The sequence below is a fragment of the Trueperella pecoris genome (genome assembly GCF_014926385.1).
In the GTDB taxonomy this organism is placed as follows: Bacteria; Actinomycetota; Actinomycetes; order Actinomycetales; family Actinomycetaceae; genus Trueperella; species Trueperella pecoris.
In genome coordinates, this window is the sequence record NZ_CP053291.1 from 2221804 (window position 1) to 2238715 (window position 16912).

Below are 16912 nucleotides of genomic sequence, written 5' to 3' on the forward strand. Positions count from 1 at the left end.
GGCGCCGGGAAACGAGCCGCGGCGCGTACCGCCTTGAATCGCGGCGGCGGCATGGAGATGGCCGGATTCCAAACCGGCTATGCGATTTGGAATCCGGCCGCATGTCAAGAGGCGCAGCCTTACGAGAGAGGAGTTAACTTCTCCCGTATGGAGTCGAGCCAATTCCGGCGATCATGGACCACCGAAACTTGGCTGAGGTGGCGTTGCGTGGGCAACTCAGGGCTGTAGAGGCTAAAGCTCAGAGTGGCCGTATCTTCGGGATGGCGCTTCGGCTTTCGCAGAGTTGGAATCTCGTAGATCGCCGAGGGCTCGCCCATTCCCAACACGAAGGGGAACACGGGAGCAAAAGCCTTCCTGCCGAGGTAGGGGGAGAACACCGGGCTTTGGAGAGCCGAGATAAGCTCGTCGGTGTGGTCGGTATTCGTTACTTGAACGATGAACTCTCCTCCGCCGATATAGGTTCGATTCACGATCGACGTTCCGCCTTGCGCGTCCGGTGTGTAGATGAGCGACTTCGCGCTACTCGCATTGATTCCCTGAGACAGGAGCAGTCGACGTCGGAACCGGGTCTCTTCCGTACGGGGATTGATCGTCTGGAATTCGTCGGTGATCACGCCACGGTTGTCGGTTCGAATCGCGAAGTGTGTGTCGTCGAGCCACCCCGGTCGCTCGCCACGCAAGAACCCACAAGCTCCAGCAAGGAGGCCGGTGAGTCCCGAGCGTGTCGGCTCGGATTCTGTGTGGACAATATTTCCCGTCACGGCAGCGCCGGCCCAAGACTGTAGCGGGCCGGCGAACCGGAGGTAGATGGAGGAAATCATGCCTTGATCCACTCAACTACACGATCGACGAGCTCCCCCTTGGAAACGGGGTGGAGTTTCTCGAAAGCATCTGCGAGATGGTCGGAGGTACCACTGAGAACCTGGAGAGGGCCGAAGTTGTCAGGATCGAAGGCACGCGCCTGCGCGTATTGGGAAGCGAGGGCATCGATCGTCGGGATGACGTATCCGCCGCTGTGTGGGTCGGTATCAACTGGCGTCTCGAAATCGTAGGCAACTCGGTAGCGCTGCTCTTCGGCAAGAATGAGCGCGGGCTGGATGTAGGGGGCGGTACCATTTTCCTTGCCACGCGGCTGACCGTAAATGATGGCGTTGATGAGTTCCTTCAGATTGGCCTCAGCATTGGGAAGATCCCAGCCTGCCCAACTGTCCTTGAGCTGGACCTTGTCGATCGTGATGGTGCGGTAGAAGACGCCGTTGGTGTACTGGAACACTCCGAGGAAGGTGGCGCCAGAATCGTGGTTGCGCTGGCGGATGTCATCGACCGTGGAGAAGTAGTCGGAATCGATCGTGGCGGCGTGCGTGGTCACCGCGGGGGAGACGGCGATGGCCGCTTCGGTCCCCTTTGAGGGGGCGTTTGCAAACATTCGGCCGAAGGCGGCGATGGCAAGGGAACCGGTGATACCGGCCTTGATGAATTCGGTGTCCTCGTCTCCGTTGAGAATTGCCGTCGCGGCGGTCTGGATTTCCTCGCCGCTCATCCAGATGGAGCGATCAGATTCCTTCTCGGAGCCCTCGCCGCCGGAGGGGCCACCCTTGTCTCCCTTGGTCAGCTTGCCGACGACGGTCTTCGCAGCCTTCGTCAGAGCTTTCTCATCCGCGTCCGAGTTCAGTTCCTTTGCCGTCTCGACGATTTCTGCGACGAGCTGGCCCGAACGAACCGACAGATCCTGGCTGGCCTCCTCGTACAGCGTGCGAATTCCACGTTTGATTGCCTGTGATGAGTGAAGGGCACGGAGAGCGCCACCCTGGATGACGCGCTTAGGTGTGCCCGAGTCGTCTCGGTTGAGGTTGGAATAAGGGACGGATGCCACGATGTGGAGCGTGAGGTTGCGGGACATGATTCTCCTTGAGGTCAAATAGTTAGAGGGATTCGGGGGAGGGAGTTGTGTCGGTGGCTGACTCGTCGTCAGATTCGACCTGCACAATCGGTCGGTAGAAGTCGCGGATGGTGCGAAGGCGATGCTGTCGGGAACTTTCTGTAAGCCCCCGACCCCAGAAGAACAGGGTGCGGACCAGGTCGATGTAGTCGATTGCGGGGACTCGGGATTCGCTCGCCGATGCGATGAGGAGAATGCGCCTGATGGTCATTGCCGCCTCGTCGAGGGATTGAGTATGGAGATAAGCGAGCCGCGATCCAATCATCCCTGGTGCATCTGGATCCAAGAGTTCGCCGCGATTGCGTGCAACCAGACCAGCCCATTGCCCAAATGTACGACGACGGCGTCCTTCCTGCTTCTCTCCCGGATGGTATGCCGGGATCTTGTCCTTAAATTCGGCGACGAGCGCTGCTCCGCGCAGGAGCGCCTGCTCCGTTGAGCGAGGGCTGCCTGGGGCGAGCCTGGGTAGGACATACGGGTAGGCGTATGTTTCGGTTGCGGCCGTCAGACCGCGGCGCACGGAAGCAATCTCCTTGTTTGATGGAGCTGACTTGTCGTCCTTTGGTCGCGAAAGGTAGTGAATGTATGGATACCATTCGTAGGCGTCGCTGTTATTCATCGAAATCTCCTTCAGAAGTTGCTACGGGGGCAATTCTTTGACGAATTCGCCGTGAGAGTGTCGAATCTAGCCGTGATCGTGCAAAGGCTATCTTCGCGGGATATTGCCCGATATGGGGCGCGGTCACAAAGTCGAACGCCTCAAGTGCGGCGTTGCGGGCCCTCCGGTATGTCTCCGTTGGAATCTCGGTATCGGATGCGGCAGAGGAGATGAGGTCCGCATAGACGTCGTGGATGCGACGCCAGAATGCGTTGGCGGCGTCGTCTCGTTGGTTCTCCAGCGCATTGAGGACGTTTGGAACCTGGCCGCTGGCTGCAATTTTCTTGTCGTTCTTGGAGGGTGCGCGGAACGGCCTTACGACGTCGGAGAGGAGCTCCTTGACGAATGTTGCGTGCTCGGCGATGTTATCCACGAGTTCTTCGTCGACGTCGAACGACCAGACGGCGTCGTCAGGCACAAAGACCGATGAGGCCCGAATAGAGGGCGAGCTTGCGGTTCCTTCGACCTGGTGGCGAATGAAAAGGAGACGGGTGTCGGACTCGAGAGCCGTACTACCAGGAGCGAGCAGGGAGGCGGCCGACCTTTCGCGAGCCAACGCAAGGTTCGAATCGGCTGCCCATTCAACAGCGAGTGCAGTGGCATCGCGTCCGAAATCGACGCGAACGGCCTTCCCGTCTCGGTAGAGATAGAAGGGGTCTTCGATATTGCGCTGATCCCACCATTGCTTGCGGGCATCCTTGTCGGTGCTAATGCCGGGAGGGAACCATGCGTCAGGCACTCCACCAATTCGTACGCCGGTAAGCTCCGTTCCTTCCCAATGGCACACTGAAGCGTTAGACGACCAGGATGCTCTCCATAGAGGGTGAAGCTCGCCGGAGTCATACGACCGGGCTGCCGTGCGATCCGCCCAGGCGGGAAGCCCATCTCCCTCGATCCATGATCGTGGAGTCATGAGCAGGAGCGTTTCAAGAAGCGTTTCACCCCACCACACGACCTCCGTTGCGGTGTTTCCCTTCCTTAGGTAACGGAAGCCGGGGGTGCCCATCGAACACTTGTCTCCGTCATAAGCATTGTTGCCGGCTGGTGAGAAGAAATATGCAATGGCGATATGGAGGACGGCATCCTCGACGGGAAGGCGTCCCGTGCTGGAGAAGCTGAGGTTCCAAAAGTCCTCGCCCTGATCCGACGGCATGGATGGAAGCAACTTCTTGACTGCTTGGTCGTTCGGTCCGAGGCGGCGGGCGGTGTCATTCTTCTTTTGCTCCGGTAGGGCTGGGCGCTGCAGGAATGGCATCTCGGGGTCTCGTAGGTGCGCGCCGGGCTCCAACTCTGCGAGTGCCGCATCTACCGCCTCGGACGGAAGTCCGTTTCTCAAGATGTGCAAAATCTGCCCATAGCGGGCTTCGCCTGTCGTATGCTCAAGGTGACGAAAGACAACGGCGAGCACATGTGCAAAGAGGCGCAACTCGGCCGATATGGCAAAACCGGGTAGTGACAAGTCGAGCCGATATTCAGGCTCGTGGGCATGGAGGAGAGTCTCCCTCAATGTTGCGCGGCCGTTGCGCACACGTACCCATGCGATGTCTGTCAGTGCGTTGTCATTCATGGCGCCTCCTCGGGCTGTTGGTACGAGGCTATCACCATAGTGTTACGATGTCGATAAAAGTCTTTAAAAATTTCTAAATCCCTAGTATCTTTGAAGTACCCCCGCTTGCGCGGGGAAAGTCGCGCTACTATCTAGACCGCTGTCGGTAAAAAGAAGTACCTCCGCTTCCGCGGAGAGGCGCATTGATTACGTTACAGCAGATAAGGGGCTGGCATGTCAGAGACGGTTTTCCTTTCCAAGTATCCGGTACACCTTGCACTTAAGAGGCCTCACCTGCATAAAGGCTCGAATGGCTGGCAGTTGAACGATCCCGTCTTTAGGCATCGAGCCGTCATGGGTCTCTTTGGCGAGTTTTCTGAGAAGAATCCCCGTGCGGAACACGACATCTTGTTCCGGCTCGACCTCGTGCCGGGCCAGGCTCCCTTCTTCCTCGTGCAGTCGAAAACTCGTCCCGCGGGGGAGGGTGAGCTCGCGGGACTTGTCGTCAAGGAAGTTGCCGTTCCCGAAATTCCGGCGGGCGAATCTGTTCGCTTCCGCATTGCGGTCAATGCCGTGCGGCGCAAGGGTACAGGCGGGATCTCGCCCGTCTCAATGGACGTAGGTGAGCAAGGAGAGAATTCAATCTCTGGGTGGCTCTCCCAGAAGTTGGCAAGCGGCCTTACTGAGGTCTCCGTCGTGAACCACACGAGAGAGCTCCTCGGGGCTGACCGCAGGGGTAAGGCGCCGAACTCAAGTCACGTGGTTCAGGTGGACACGATTGACGGCGTCGCCAAAGTCGCCTCTTCTGAGGGGTTGCAAAAGCTTATTCTCCATGGTGTTGGGCGTGCGAAGTCATACGGATGCGGGTTGCTCTCGGTTCGAGCTTTGGGGTGATTGGCGATGCGGTGCTACGAAAGTGTCTGGGCCAAGCTTGACGGTGAGAACGGCCTCTACCCCTTGCTTGCGCACCTCCTCGACGCGGCGGCGGTGGCAAGTGCACTTTTCGACTCGTGGCTGCGCCCGGGGCTCCAAGTTCTGCTCCGGGATGCTTTAACTCCTGGCGAGGAGCTCGAAGATGCCCGGGCGCTCGTCGCCCTGATGGTCGGTTCTCACGACGTCGGAAAGGCTTCGCCGATCTTCCAATACCAGCCGCACAAGGGTGGGCGGAACATCGAGCTCGCCCGCGAACAGGTCGCCCTCGCGGAAGGGCTAACGTTCGGAGATCCGCAGAAGATCACCAAGAAGGCCAATGAGCCCGACTACCGCCGCCACGAACGTGTGGGGGCAGCCTTCCTCCAGGGCGGGACGTTCGACCCGAACCTTTCCGCCTCCCGATACTGGCGCATCTTGCCTTCGTTGGGGCATCACGGCCGCTTCGTAATGCCTGGCTCCGATATCGCTAGACAGGGTGAAAGACGCCGATACCGCGAATACACAACAGGTGCTCCCTGGAGTGATATTCGCCAGGATTTGCTTGACTCCTTGTGTGAGGGGACTGGCCGGACCTTCCCCGACGAGGACTCTCGGGTGGGCACCACAGCGACGATCCTGCTATCCGGACTCACTGTGCTCGCCGATCGAATTGCCTCCCAGGGTGAATTTGTCGCGGCCGGCCTCGCGGCGATGGGGTGCGGTGATCTGGAGTTAAGTGATCCTCGAGCATGGATCGAACGGCGGCGTCGTGAAGCTGTTTCTTACGTCGAGAGGACGGTAGGAATCTATCGCGGCTGGGAATCGAAAGAAGCCGCCCGGCAGGCCATCCTCGGCGAGTACGAGCCTCGGTCGATCCAAAAGATTGCGCAAGATTCGGGTTATGGCCTGCTGAATGTCATGACACCGACAGGCGGAGGGAAAACCGAAGCCGCAATGCTACGCCACGCTGCGGTCAACGAACGTCTCATTTTCCTCTTGCCGACACAGGCAACATCGAACGCACTGATGCGGCGAATTCAGAAATACTACGCGGGTACGTCGAACGTGGCTGCACTCGCGCACGGTCTTGCGTCTGTGGAAGACTTTTACGCCAAGCCCGTCACGGTTGCGAGTGATTCGGCTGATCGTCTTCGCTATTCGGACAATGGCGGGCTTTATCCGACGGACTTTGTTAGAAGCCGAAGCAGTCGTCTGCTAGCGCCGGTATGCGTCGGGACCGTGGATCAGGCGTTGATGGGCGCACTGCCCCGAAAATGGACTCATCTGCGGCTACTTGCGCTCGCGAACGCGCACGTCGTCATCGATGAGGTGCATACCCTTGACCAATATCAAACCGAACTTTTGCGCCCGATCGTGTCCTGGTTGCGGGCCACGAAGGCTCGTGTCACATTCCTGACGGCGACGATGCCCTCATGGCAACGAGAGACGTTGCTTGCGCATTACAGGGCGGAGCCGGCTTTGGAGGGCGCAGATTTTCCGGCGATCGAGCACGTGGATCTGGAAGGAGAGGTGACGCGGGTTCGGCCGGAATCGGCAGGGTCGGTGCTGGACCTGACATTGTCCGAAGAATTCGCGGGGCAGATTAACGACGCCCATGTGACGTGGGCCCAGGACATGCACCGCCGATTCCCGAAAGCCAGAATTGGGATCATCTGTAACCGGGTCGATAACGCTCGCACGGTGGCCGGCGAATTGGCGAAGGTTGGGCAGACGATTCTTCTTCATTCGCGAATGACTGCCGAACATAGGCGGCGAAATGCGCAGCTTCTGGAGGAGCTCCTCGGGCCGACGGGTGTGGGGGAGGCCGTGTTCGTCGTCGGGACACAGGCGATCGAGGCCTCGCTCGATATCGACCTTGACCTCCTCAGGACGGAACTGGCGCCGGCTCCTTCGCTGATCCAGCGTGCGGGGCGCGCGTGGCGACGTGTGGACGTTCGACGTAGCGAAAGGCTTCCGGGAGTTGAGAGGCTGCCACTTCACATTGTGAAGATTCAAGGTGACGAGAACGATCGATCTTATGCGGGAAATGTACTGCCGTACATGGCAGGCGAGCTCGCCAGGGTGTGGCGATGGCTAGGTGCACACAAATCTCTGCAGGTACCACATGACTGCCAGGAGTTCATCGATGCCTCAGCTTTCAGCTTTGCTGACATCGACCCCGAAAGCGACGCCTCGCTGTCAGAAGCCGCCAAGGCATTCTTGCACAAGAACGCTGGGAAAATGGCGCGCGTGGATCTCGATGAAATCCTCAATCACGAACCGACACTAGCGATGTTCCTCGGAATAACTGGCGCGAAAGACGCCGATGACGGGCTCGCAAACGGAACACGGCTGACCGAGGGAAGTGAGCGACGAATGTTGATCTGCGTTGGTGATCCCGAGAAGGTTCCAGGAGCCTGGGCGGGCACCGTCGAATCGCTTATTGAGATTCGCGGAAGCGATGCTGAGAGCGTGAGGCGGGCCCTGCTTGGGTCAATGCCAGTCGCAGAAGGCAAATTGAAAGACATGGAAGAAGACCTCTACCCCTTGGCCGAGGCCAAATCGGTGTTGGCCGGATATTGGGCTTTGACCAACGCAGAAAAATATTACGACTCAGCAGGATTTACGGGTAGGTGACGTGATGGCGTATTCCGAAGAAGCACTGGCGTTTTCCACCATTCCAGTCAATCATCAGATCCGGCTGGAAGACCGGATCTCGTACCTCTACCTGGAATATACGACGATTCGACAGGACAAGACTGGCGTCGTCGCGTATAGCCGCGAGGATGACGAGGATATCCGCCAAACGATTCAGATCCCAGCGGCTGAAATCGCAGTCATTGTTCTTGGGCCAGGGACCAGCATCTCGCATGCGGCTATGGTTTCGTGCGCTCGGGCGGGAGCAACCGTCGTGTTTGGCGGCGGGGGAGGAATGTCGGCGTACACGGTTGCGACGCCGCTGACGACGTCGTCGAAATGGGCTATCGCCCAAGCGCGGTTGGTTTCGAATGAGGCGCGCCAGCGGGACGCCGCGAAGCTTCTTTATCAGAAGCAGTTTGGTCTCGATGAAGTTGATGGTATGTCTATCGCCGTGATGAGGGGAATCGAGGGCAGGACGATGCGAAACCTGTATCGCGACCTCGCCAAGCGATACAAGGTTGCGAATTTCCATCGCGATACGACAGCCGATGACAACGTCAACGCCGGGTTAAACCTGGCCAACTCGCTACTCTACGGCTGTGCGGCGGCGGCGTGTGCGGCAATTGGGGTGAGCCCGGCCCTCGGGGTTATTCATCGCGGAAACCAACGCTCGCTCTTGTTCGATCTTGCGGATACCTACAAACCTTCGCTCTCGATCCCGATTGTGTTTAAGCATGCACATGATCCTGAAGCGATGGCCTCGATACGCCGAGAAATAAGGGCCGCCTTTGTGTCGCAGGGTGTGCTTGAGGGGATGCTCAGTACATTGATGGAGATTCTCTCGCCGCATCTTCCTGATCGTGACGACGACCGGCTCATTGGGGGTCGCAACCACGAAGTCGCGGGTCATACGCAATATGGGGTGAAGTAATGTTCGTTGCCATTGTGACGACGGCGATTCCTGAACACCTCAACGGCTACATTGGTCGATTCCTGTCGGAAGTTGATGCGGGGGTATTCGTTGGGAAGGTTTCGCCCGTTGTGCGCGACAACCTCGTTGGCCGCTGCCACCAGGCTGTTGACGACGGCAAGATCGTTGTTATCAGTAGTAGTGCGGAGACGGAGCAAGGCTTTGTCGTAGAGACCCTTGGGAGGACATCACGTAAGATTATTGACATGGACGGACTCCTTCTGAGTGCGATGGTGTCGCGGGGCTGCGCTATCGCAGAAGCACAACCCCGTGAGACTGAAACTCTGGACCAGGTTTTCGTGAAAAACGCGGGCCAGGGCTAGTAAAGCCGCAGGTGAGATAGTCTCTTCCCCGCGCGAGCGGGGGTAATTCCGAGATGCCGAAGGCGCTGCAATTCACCGGCGCCTCTTCCCCGCGCGAGCGGGGGTAATTCCCGGAGGCTCTCACCCCCGGCCGCGAAGACGATCTCTTCCCCGCGCGAGCGGGGGTAATTCCATCAAGCGTCTCAAGACCGTCGAAATCACCCCCTCTTCCCCGCGCGAGCGGGGGTAATTCGTGGTCAGCACGGAAAAGAATGCGAAGGCGACGCTCTTCCCCGCGCGAGCGGGGGTAATTCCCGCCAAATAGTCGACACAAACATCGAATTCGTCTCTTCCCCGCGCGAGCGGGGGTAATTCCTTTGCTGTCAGTGAGGCGGGGAGCCAAGTTGGCTCTTCCCCGCGCGAGCGGGGGTAATTCCGCCACGAGCGCCGAGTTACGAAAGACCAATGAGCTCTTCCCCGCGCGAGCGGGGGTAATTCCCAGGTTTAGAAGGTGGAGATCGTTCCAGAATTCTCTTCCCCGCGCGAGCGGGGGTAATTCCTAGGTCCAATCTGGTGGTGTGCGCCACACTTTCTCTTCCCCGCGCGAGCGGGGGTAATTCCATAGCCACAGTGTAACGAGAATGTGGCACACCCTCTTCCCCGCGCGAGCGGGGGTAATTCCACGGAAAGGATAACCTTTATGGATACTGTTTTCTCTTCCCCGCGCGAGCGGGGGTAATTCCCACTTCGGGTTCGAGAAATACCCGACGTCAACCTCTTCCCCGCGCGAGCGGGGGTAATTCCGCTTAACGGTTTCACGCACCGGGCAGCCTTGCCTCTTCCCCGCGCGAGCGGGGATAATTCCGTTTCACCTACTTCCGGTATCTTGGTGTCAGTCTCTTCCCCGCGCGAGCGGGGGTAATTCCCCCGAGTTTCGTATCCTCATGGCCGCTTGGAGCTCTTCCCCGCGCGAGCGGGGGTAATTCCTTGCGCAGGGTGGCGAGGGTGATGCCGAGGCGCTCTTCCCCGCGCGAGCGGGGGTAATTCCACGGCTGAGGATAAGCCTGAGGAGTGGGCGGACTCTTCCCCGCGCGAGCGGGGGTAATTCCGGCCACGTTTCCACGAATTTCACGCCGAAGGTCTCTTCCCCGCGCGAGCGGGGGTAATTCCCTGTGGGGCGCTGACCTGCGGGGCGCTGACCTCTCTTCCCCGCGCGAGCGGGGGTAATTCTGCCTTGTGTGGCGATTTCGCGTTGCTTGGCTTCTCTTCCCCGCGCGAGCGGGGGTAATTCCCGCCCAAATCTGGGCATGTATTCGTTTGGCGCCTCTTCCCCGCGCGAGCGGGGGTAATTCCGATTTCATACCTCAGGCGGACTCGCTCGACGCCTCTTCCCCGCGCGAGCGGGGGTAATTCCCAGTCCGCAACAGTCATAGCAGTTTGGCCCGACTCTTCCCCGCGCGAGCGGGGGTAATTCCCGTGACCGTCGTCGGCCCAGAGGTAACCACTGCTCTTCCCCGCGCGAGCGGGGGTAATTCCTGGCAAGAGATTCGTTCCCTCGCGCTGTTGATCTCTTCCCCGCGCGAGCGGGGGTAATTCCAGTGAGCTGGTCAATCCGAGTGGTGAGGTCGTCTCTTCCCCGCGCGAGCGGGGGTAATTCCGCCGGCATCGACACCGAATCCCCCGAGTGGGACTCTTCCCCGCGCGAGCGGGGGTAATTCCACGGGGCCGTAGTCGTCGGATTCGATCCCATTCTCTTCCCCGCGCGAGCGGGGGTAATTCCAATCGGCACGATCACCGATATCAAGGAGAGCCCTCTTCCCCGCGCGAGCGGGGGTAATTCCTTCTACGATGAAAAGCTGATCTATCCCTTCGACTCTTCCCCGCGCGAGCGGGGGTAATTCCCCATGCGGGCCGGATGGTCTTATCGTCGGACGCTCTTCCCCGCGCGAGCGGGGGTAATTCCAAGTGGTCAACGATTGACACGTATGGGCCGAACTCTTCCCCGCGCGAGCGGGGGTAATTCCGACATAGTCATACTTGGCACCCGGCCTAAACGCTCTTCCCCGCGCGAGCGGGGGTAATTCCGGCCCGAGGTTTCCATCTACGCCGAGACTGATCTCTTCCCCGCGCGAGCGGGGGTAATTCCGACACCCTCGCCCACATCGCTGACCGGGCGGGCTCTTCCCCGCGCGAGCGGGGGTAATTCCGGGACTACCGTGTTAGAAAAACCCCCCAACCCGCTCTTCCCCGCGCGAGCGGGGGTAATTCCCAGAGCCGAACCAGTAAAACTTGGCCATAGGCACTCTTCCCCGCGCGAGCGGGGGTAATTCCAGCTGAAAGAGGAGGCCCTGCAAGCAGATGAGCTCTTCCCCGCGCGAGCGGGGGTAATTCCGTCGCTTGCTCGTGAGCTGCAGGCGGCGGCGGCTCTTCCCCGCGCGAGCGGGGGTAATTCCAGCATCGCAGCTATTACGGCGCAAGATCTAGACTCTTCCCCGCGCGAGCGGGGGTAATTCCCCTATGAATACTGTTTTTTCTCCTCAGCTGCGCTCTTCCCCGCGCGAGCGGGGGTAATTCCAGCATCGCAGCTATTACGGCGCAAGATCTAGACTCTTCCCCGCGCGAGCGGGGGTAATTCCACTGGGTGCGCTTTACCCTAGGTTAGTCACATCTCTTCCCCGCGCGAGCGGGGGTAATTCCCATGCGGGAAGTAAACAGACTCCTGAGCGAGACTCTTCCCCGCGCGAGCGGGGGTAATTCCCATCAGCGAATATCTGGGCATGGGGCGGCAGTCTCTTCCCCGCGCGAGCGGGGGTAATTCCGCCTTGGAGTGCGGCGAGTTCGGCTGGGTGGCCTCTTCCCCGCGCGAGCGGGGGTAATTCCTGTCGCATCCACTATTGCCACAGCAGTAGCGCCTCTTCCCCGCGCGAGCGGGGGTAATTCCGTCACCTTTGAAGCGGCTGGGGAGGGGCACGGCTCTTCCCCGCGCGAGCGGGGGTAATTCCGCGTTCAGAAGATGGAGAAACGCGGCCGTGACTCTTCCCCGCGCGAGCGGGGGTAATTCCATGGCTGACCCGTCTGTTTTCCGCATGGAGCCGCTCTTCCCCCGCGCGAGCGGGGGTAATTCCGCCGGGGTCTTCAAAGACGATGACGCAAATTGCTCTTCCCCGCGCGAGCGGGGGTAATTCCCAATCCGGCCTCGGAATCGCGGCGCAAATGGTCTCTTCCCCGCGCGAGCGGGGCATTCCCGGGTGGCTACACGAATGGTTACACCAACGACGGCGCAATGCCACACGTTGCGCACTCGTCGAGCGCAAATCGCAAGCGACATTTCAGCTTGGAACCGCTGGTACATCAGGGAAAACGGTTCAGTGGGATTCAAGATCAACCACTGAGCCGATAAGCGCGCCCAAAGGGGGTCGAACTCCCAACCTTCTGATCCGTAGCCAGACGATAGGGGAGACCTTCAACCCTCCTGGCCCTCATCTTCCCGTTGCTCGCCTCCCGGCACACACCTTCCCGGCTCGCGCCCATCCGGCGTAGGCTTTATCCCATGAGCAACGTCACCGTATCCATTCATCCGTTCTGGAACTTCGACATCGACATCCCCGGCGCTACCGTGGTGCGCTGGGACTTCGAGTCCGACCCGCCGGTCGAGCATGCCGACATCGTGGTGACTAGCCACTGGGCCACTCCCAACGGTGTGGAAATGGCGCAGAAGGTTGGTGCTTCCCTGCTTCAGATTGGCTCCATCGGGTTTGACATGATCGACCCCGATCTGCCCGCGGGCCTCCAGGTTGCCAACGCCAAGACCGTTCACGAGGCCGCCACAGCCGAGACCGTGCTCCTCGATCTCCTCATCGCCCTCCGGGACGTTCCGCGCATGGTCGCCAACACCGCGGCCCGCACCTGGGAGCCCTTCTACGCGCCCGGCCTTGCCGACAAGAGGATCATCCTTGTGGGTGTTGGCGGCGTCGGCTCCGAGATTGCCCGGCGCCTGGCCGCATTCAACGCCGAGGTCACGTACGTGGCCAGCCGCGAGCGCGATGAGGACTTCGGCCACGTCTTCTCCCTCGACACCGTGCCCGCCAAGGTGTGGGCGCGGGCCGACGCCGTCGTCGTCGTTATCCCCGCAACCCCGGACACGAAGGGGCTGATTGACGCCGACTTCCTCGCCAAACTCAAGGACGGCGCGGTGCTGGTCAACGCCGGCCGCGGAGTGCTAGCGGTCAACGAGGCGCTGGTGGCTGAATCTGGCCGCCTGCGTATCGTGCTCGACGTCGCCGACCCTGAACCTCTCCCGTCCGACTCGCCACTGTGGGACGCCGCATTCTTCATCTCCCACCACAACGGCGGCAACACGGACGCCATGCATCCGCGCATGAAGGCCCTGGTAGAACGCCAGATCAAAGCGGCGCTCGCGGGGGAGGATTACGTCAACGTGGTGTTGCCCCAGTAGCAGACTCCGTGAACTAGCAGAGAATTCTCCGGGCGTCCGCCCCTTGACCACGCGCGACGTCACGTCGTCGAAGTGCCACACTAAGCGCTAACTGAATGTCGAGGGCGTCGGAAAGGGCCGCATGGTCCGTCATCCATGGCGTGCCCGGGCCTGCCCGGCGAAAAGAAGGAGACCCCCATGATCCGTGTAGGAATTAACGGCTATGGCAACTTGGGCCGTGGCGTCGAGCTCGCGCTCACCCACGCGAGCGACATGGAGGCCGCCGTGGTCTTCACGCGCCGCAGCCCCGAGTCCGTGACGACCCTCGGCACGCCCGTCGCACACGTTGACGACATGGGCGCATACGTCGGTAAGCTCGACGTCGTCATCAACTGCGGCGGCTCCGCCACCGACCTCGAGGCGCAGGGTCCGGCTGTGACCAGCCTGTTTAACACCGTCGACTCCTTTGACACCCACGCCAAGATCCCGGCGCACTTCGCCGCCGTTGACGACGCCGCCCGCGCCGCCTCCACCCTCGCCCTCATCTCCGCCGGCTGGGACCCCGGCCTCTTCTCGATGCTGCGCGTGCTCGGCGAAGCCGTCCTGCCCACCGGCTCCACGACGACGTTCTGGGGCCCCGGCGTCTCGCAAGGCCACTCCGACGCTATCCGCCGCATCCGCGGCGTCGTGGACGCCAAGCAGTACACGGTCCCCGTGGCGGAAACCGTCGCCGCTTTCAAAGAGCGCCGCGACGTCGAACTCACCCCGCGCACCATGCACCAGCGCGTATGCTACGTGGTTGCCGAAGAAGGCGCAGACCTCGCGGCGATCGAACGCGCCATCGTCGAGATGCCGAACTACTTCGCCGACTACGACACGACCGTCAACTTCGTCTCCGCCGACGTACTCGCCGTGGAACACCGCGGCATCCCGCACGGCGGCCAGGTGATTCGGAGCGGAAGCACGGACGACGGCGTCGGGGAAACCATCACCTTCCAACTCGACCTCGATTCGAACCCCGAATTCACTGGGTCGGTGCTGGTAGCGGCGGCTCGCGCCGTCGCACGCAAGGCTGCGCGTGGCCAGACCGGCGCTATCACCCTCTTCGACGTGACCCTCGCCGAGCTCTCGCCGCTATCCGACGAGGAGCTGCGCGCCCACTACCTCTAGGGGCGCGTTCAGGTGGGCGGTGATCCTCGGGCGCGGCGCGAGGGGCTATCCTTTTCTCATGACCCAGATGTGGATGAAAGTAGCGACAGTCGTTCTCATTGCAGCAACAGGCCTTGCAACAGCGATCGGGATCGACACTCTACGCGACCGCGCATCCTCGCCGATGTGGCTCGCCATCCTCGCCACGGTGGTCTACCTCGCCGTGGTCAACATCGCCGCGCGTCGCGTCGAGAGCGTTCCGGCGGGGGCGCGCTTCGGGGGCGACGTCATCGCCGGCCTCGCCTTCGGCGTCTTCTTCTACGCCAAACAAACCGCCTTTGACGTTGAGGGCCTCGCCTTCGCCGCGGTCAACGGAGTCTTCATCGCCCTGGTCATCATCGGCATGCAAAGCTACTGGTCGCGCCGCTGGCCCCAGCGCCTGCCCGCCGACGCCGAACCCGCCAGCGAGCCGGTCCGCTAATCAACCGAAGCCCTAGCCAGCCAGGCTTCTACCAAGCCGGCCGCTAGGCGACAAGCCGGGCCATAAGCCGGCCGGCTAGCGCGCGAAAACCTCGCGGGCGTGGCGCAACGCCGCCTGCACCCGCGGATACATGTTGCCAGCCCCGCCGTCAGGCAGATCGTCAACCGGGAACCAACCCAACCGTTCGGACTCGTCGGAAACCTGGACGACGGCGTCGCGATCAGCAATCGCCACAAAACCGACGTCCCAGTGCTCGCGGCACACGCTGAAGCCACCACCGAGCACGTGAACGTCAATGTCACTGGGTGCATCGCTAAACGCCACGAACCCCGCCAAGCCCGACTCCTCCGTGCCCTCCCGCAACGCCGCCGCCGGCAACGACTCATCCGCACGCTCAAGATGCCCACCAAACTGCAGCCACATGCCGGCCTTCTTGTGGAAATCGAGCAAGATCTCAGACAAGTCGGGGCAGAAGACGAACAACGACGACGTAACATGCCGCTCCGCGAGCCCCTTCCACAGCGCAGCCTCGCCGCCCTCGCGTACGAGACGCACGTAGTCATCGAGTGTGTAGCTCGCATCGGGATCGGCCGGCGCGACCGAGCCGCGCCAGGATTCGAGAGCCGCCAACACGTCGTCGTGAAACATGGAACCTCCAAGCAAAAACGGCCCAGCGGGATTCAAGATCAACCACTGAGCCGAGAAGCGCGCCCAAAGGGATTCGAACCCCCAACCTTCTGATCCGTAGTCAGACGCTCTATCCGTTGAGCTATGGGCGCTTTGTTTTTCAACAGGGTTTACTTTACGCGCGAACAGGGGGTTGTGCCACTTGAGGAAACGTGGTCTTGATTACGTAGACTGGCATTATGAATCCACCTTCGTCATGGACTAACTTCCGAGCCTCCCGCAACCACTCCCTCGCCGAGGATTTCGGCTGGCTGACACTGGTTTCCTTCGAGTGGGTCGGCGATGAGCCCAGCCGCCTTGACTCCTTCCCGGGCGTTTGGCGCGTGGAGGACGACGCCGTCTGGGCGAGTTTCGTTCCTGAAGACGGGGTTGAGCGAGAGGGCAATCCTGTGGAGGGCGATGTCGTGATTCGATTGCTGGACGAAGAATCCGATTTCTCGCTGCGCAGCGGCGGGCGCATGGCCGAGGTCGCCAAGCGCGGCGGGGTGTATGCGGTGCGGGTGCGGGACAACAGCGTCCCGTTACAACGCGAATTTGCCGGCGTTCCCGCGTGGGACTACGACCCGGCCTTCGTGTTGCGTGGCGTGGTTCGGGCCCGCGAACCGGAAGTGGTTGAACGCGCGACCTTCCGACGGGACACCCAGAGTCTGGCGCGCATCGTTGCTGATCTGGAGCTGGAGTTGCCGGAGGAGAGGTCGGCGGAACAGGGCGTGGTCAGGCTCGCGCTCGAGGGTGACCTCGACGGCGAGCTCGTACTCAATTTCTATGACGACACCAACGGGCGCGAGAGCGCCGACTGGCGATTCGTGACCTTTCGGCTGGACGCGCCGGGTGGCGAGGATGGCGCGGCCGGTGCCGAGGGTGGCGCGGCCGGTGGCGCGCGGAAAGCCGGTCAGGCCGCTGGCCAGCCCCTTTCCCGTGATCGCGGCCATGTCGTCGAGATCGATTTCAACTACGCCCTGAATTTCCCGGCAGCATTCACTCCCTATGGCACGTGCCCGCGGCCGCTGCCCGATAATCGGATTCCGTTGGCTGTCGAGGCGGGTGAACGGCGGCCCGAACCGGTGGCCTCGGCGCGGGGCTTACCTTCGATGTAGAAATATGGACCGATCTTCATATATACGAAGATCGGTCCATATTTCTACATCGAAGGACGGTGTGCGACTAAGACCCTGACCGGTTTGCCGGGGCGG

The 16912-nt window shown here is 61.1% G+C and carries 13 protein-coding genes, 1 tRNA gene and 1 CRISPR repeat array; of the genes, 8 read left to right on the forward strand and 6 right to left on the reverse strand.

Annotated elements, in window-relative coordinates:
• Nucleotides 1-119 precede the first annotated feature (119 nt).
• The 4 genes from cas5e to HLG82_RS10145 are packed head-to-tail and all read right to left on the reverse strand — an operon-like array spanning nucleotide 120 to nucleotide 4164.
• A complete protein-coding gene (gene cas5e / locus HLG82_RS10130) occupies nucleotides 120-821 on the reverse strand; it encodes a type I-E CRISPR-associated protein Cas5/CasD (protein ID WP_193326701.1) in 702 nt (233 codons plus the stop codon).
• A complete protein-coding gene (gene cas7e / locus HLG82_RS10135; protein ID WP_193326702.1) occupies nucleotides 818-1900 on the reverse strand; it encodes a type I-E CRISPR-associated protein Cas7/Cse4/CasC in 1083 nt (360 codons plus the stop codon). The genes cas5e and cas7e overlap by 4 nt, the downstream gene beginning before the upstream one ends.
• 22 nt (nucleotides 1901-1922) lie before the next feature.
• Nucleotides 1923-2558: a type I-E CRISPR-associated protein Cse2/CasB gene (gene casB, locus HLG82_RS10140; protein WP_193326703.1), complete on the reverse strand. Its 636-nt coding sequence runs from the start codon at nucleotides 2556-2558 to the stop codon at nucleotides 1923-1925.
• On the reverse strand, nucleotides 2551-4164 hold the full coding sequence (locus tag HLG82_RS10145) for a type I-E CRISPR-associated protein Cse1/CasA (protein WP_193326704.1): 1614 nt from the start codon (nucleotides 4162-4164) through the stop codon (nucleotides 2551-2553). The genes casB and HLG82_RS10145 overlap by 8 nt, the downstream gene beginning before the upstream one ends.
• A gap of 213 nt (nucleotides 4165-4377) precedes the next feature.
• Between HLG82_RS10145 and HLG82_RS10150 the strand changes: the two genes are divergently transcribed.
• The 7 genes from HLG82_RS10150 (at nucleotide 4378) to HLG82_RS10180 (ending at nucleotide 15032) form a co-directional block, all read left to right on the forward strand.
• Nucleotides 4378-5037 carry a type I-E CRISPR-associated protein Cas6/Cse3/CasE gene (locus HLG82_RS10150; RefSeq protein WP_193326705.1) on the forward strand — a complete coding sequence of 220 codons (660 nt, stop codon included), beginning with the start codon at nucleotides 4378-4380 and terminating at the stop codon, nucleotides 5035-5037.
• A gap of 6 nt (nucleotides 5038-5043) precedes the next feature.
• Nucleotides 5044-7692 (forward strand): CRISPR-associated helicase Cas3', encoded by a 2649-nt coding sequence (gene cas3 / locus HLG82_RS10155; RefSeq protein WP_193326706.1) that lies wholly within the window; start codon nucleotides 5044-5046, stop codon nucleotides 7690-7692.
• Nucleotides 7693-7696: 4 nt separating this feature from the next.
• A complete protein-coding gene (gene cas1e / locus HLG82_RS10160; protein ID WP_193326707.1) occupies nucleotides 7697-8626 on the forward strand; it encodes a type I-E CRISPR-associated endonuclease Cas1e in 930 nt (309 codons plus the stop codon).
• Nucleotides 8626-8988 (forward strand): type I-E CRISPR-associated endoribonuclease Cas2e, encoded by a 363-nt coding sequence (gene cas2e / locus HLG82_RS10165; RefSeq protein WP_193326708.1) that lies wholly within the window; start codon nucleotides 8626-8628, stop codon nucleotides 8986-8988. Before cas1e ends, cas2e begins: the two co-directional genes overlap by 1 nt.
• A 21-nt stretch (nucleotides 8989-9009) precedes the next feature.
• A CRISPR array of direct repeats spans nucleotides 9010-12153; the repeat unit is 29 nt; unit sequence CTCTTCCCCGCGCGAGCGGGGGTAATTCC.
• Nucleotides 12154-12517: 364 nt separating this feature from the next.
• Nucleotides 12518-13423 (forward strand): NAD(P)-dependent oxidoreductase, encoded by a 906-nt coding sequence (locus HLG82_RS10170; protein WP_193326709.1) that lies wholly within the window; start codon nucleotides 12518-12520, stop codon nucleotides 13421-13423.
• A 177-nt stretch (nucleotides 13424-13600) separates the two neighbouring features.
• Nucleotides 13601-14572, forward strand: a complete 972-nt coding sequence (locus HLG82_RS10175) for a diaminopimelate dehydrogenase (protein WP_193326710.1) — start codon at nucleotides 13601-13603, stop codon at nucleotides 14570-14572.
• A 58-nt stretch (nucleotides 14573-14630) separates the two neighbouring features.
• On the forward strand, nucleotides 14631-15032 hold the full coding sequence (locus HLG82_RS10180) for a hypothetical protein (protein WP_193326711.1): 402 nt from the start codon (nucleotides 14631-14633) through the stop codon (nucleotides 15030-15032).
• Nucleotides 15033-15107: 75 nt separating this feature from the next.
• On the opposite strand, the gene HLG82_RS10185 is transcribed toward HLG82_RS10180, so the two are convergent.
• Nucleotides 15108-15680: an NUDIX hydrolase gene (locus HLG82_RS10185; RefSeq protein WP_193326712.1), complete on the reverse strand. Its 573-nt coding sequence runs from the start codon at nucleotides 15678-15680 to the stop codon at nucleotides 15108-15110.
• Between the two features lie 58 nt (nucleotides 15681-15738).
• A tRNA-Arg gene (locus tag HLG82_RS10190) sits at nucleotides 15739-15811 on the reverse strand.
• Nucleotides 15812-15898: 87 nt separating this feature from the next.
• On the opposite strand from HLG82_RS10190, the gene HLG82_RS10195 reads away from it, so the two are divergent.
• Nucleotides 15899-16816, forward strand: a complete 918-nt coding sequence (locus tag HLG82_RS10195; protein ID WP_193326713.1) for a DUF1684 domain-containing protein — start codon at nucleotides 15899-15901, stop codon at nucleotides 16814-16816.
• The last annotated feature ends 96 nt before the right edge of the window (nucleotides 16817-16912 follow it).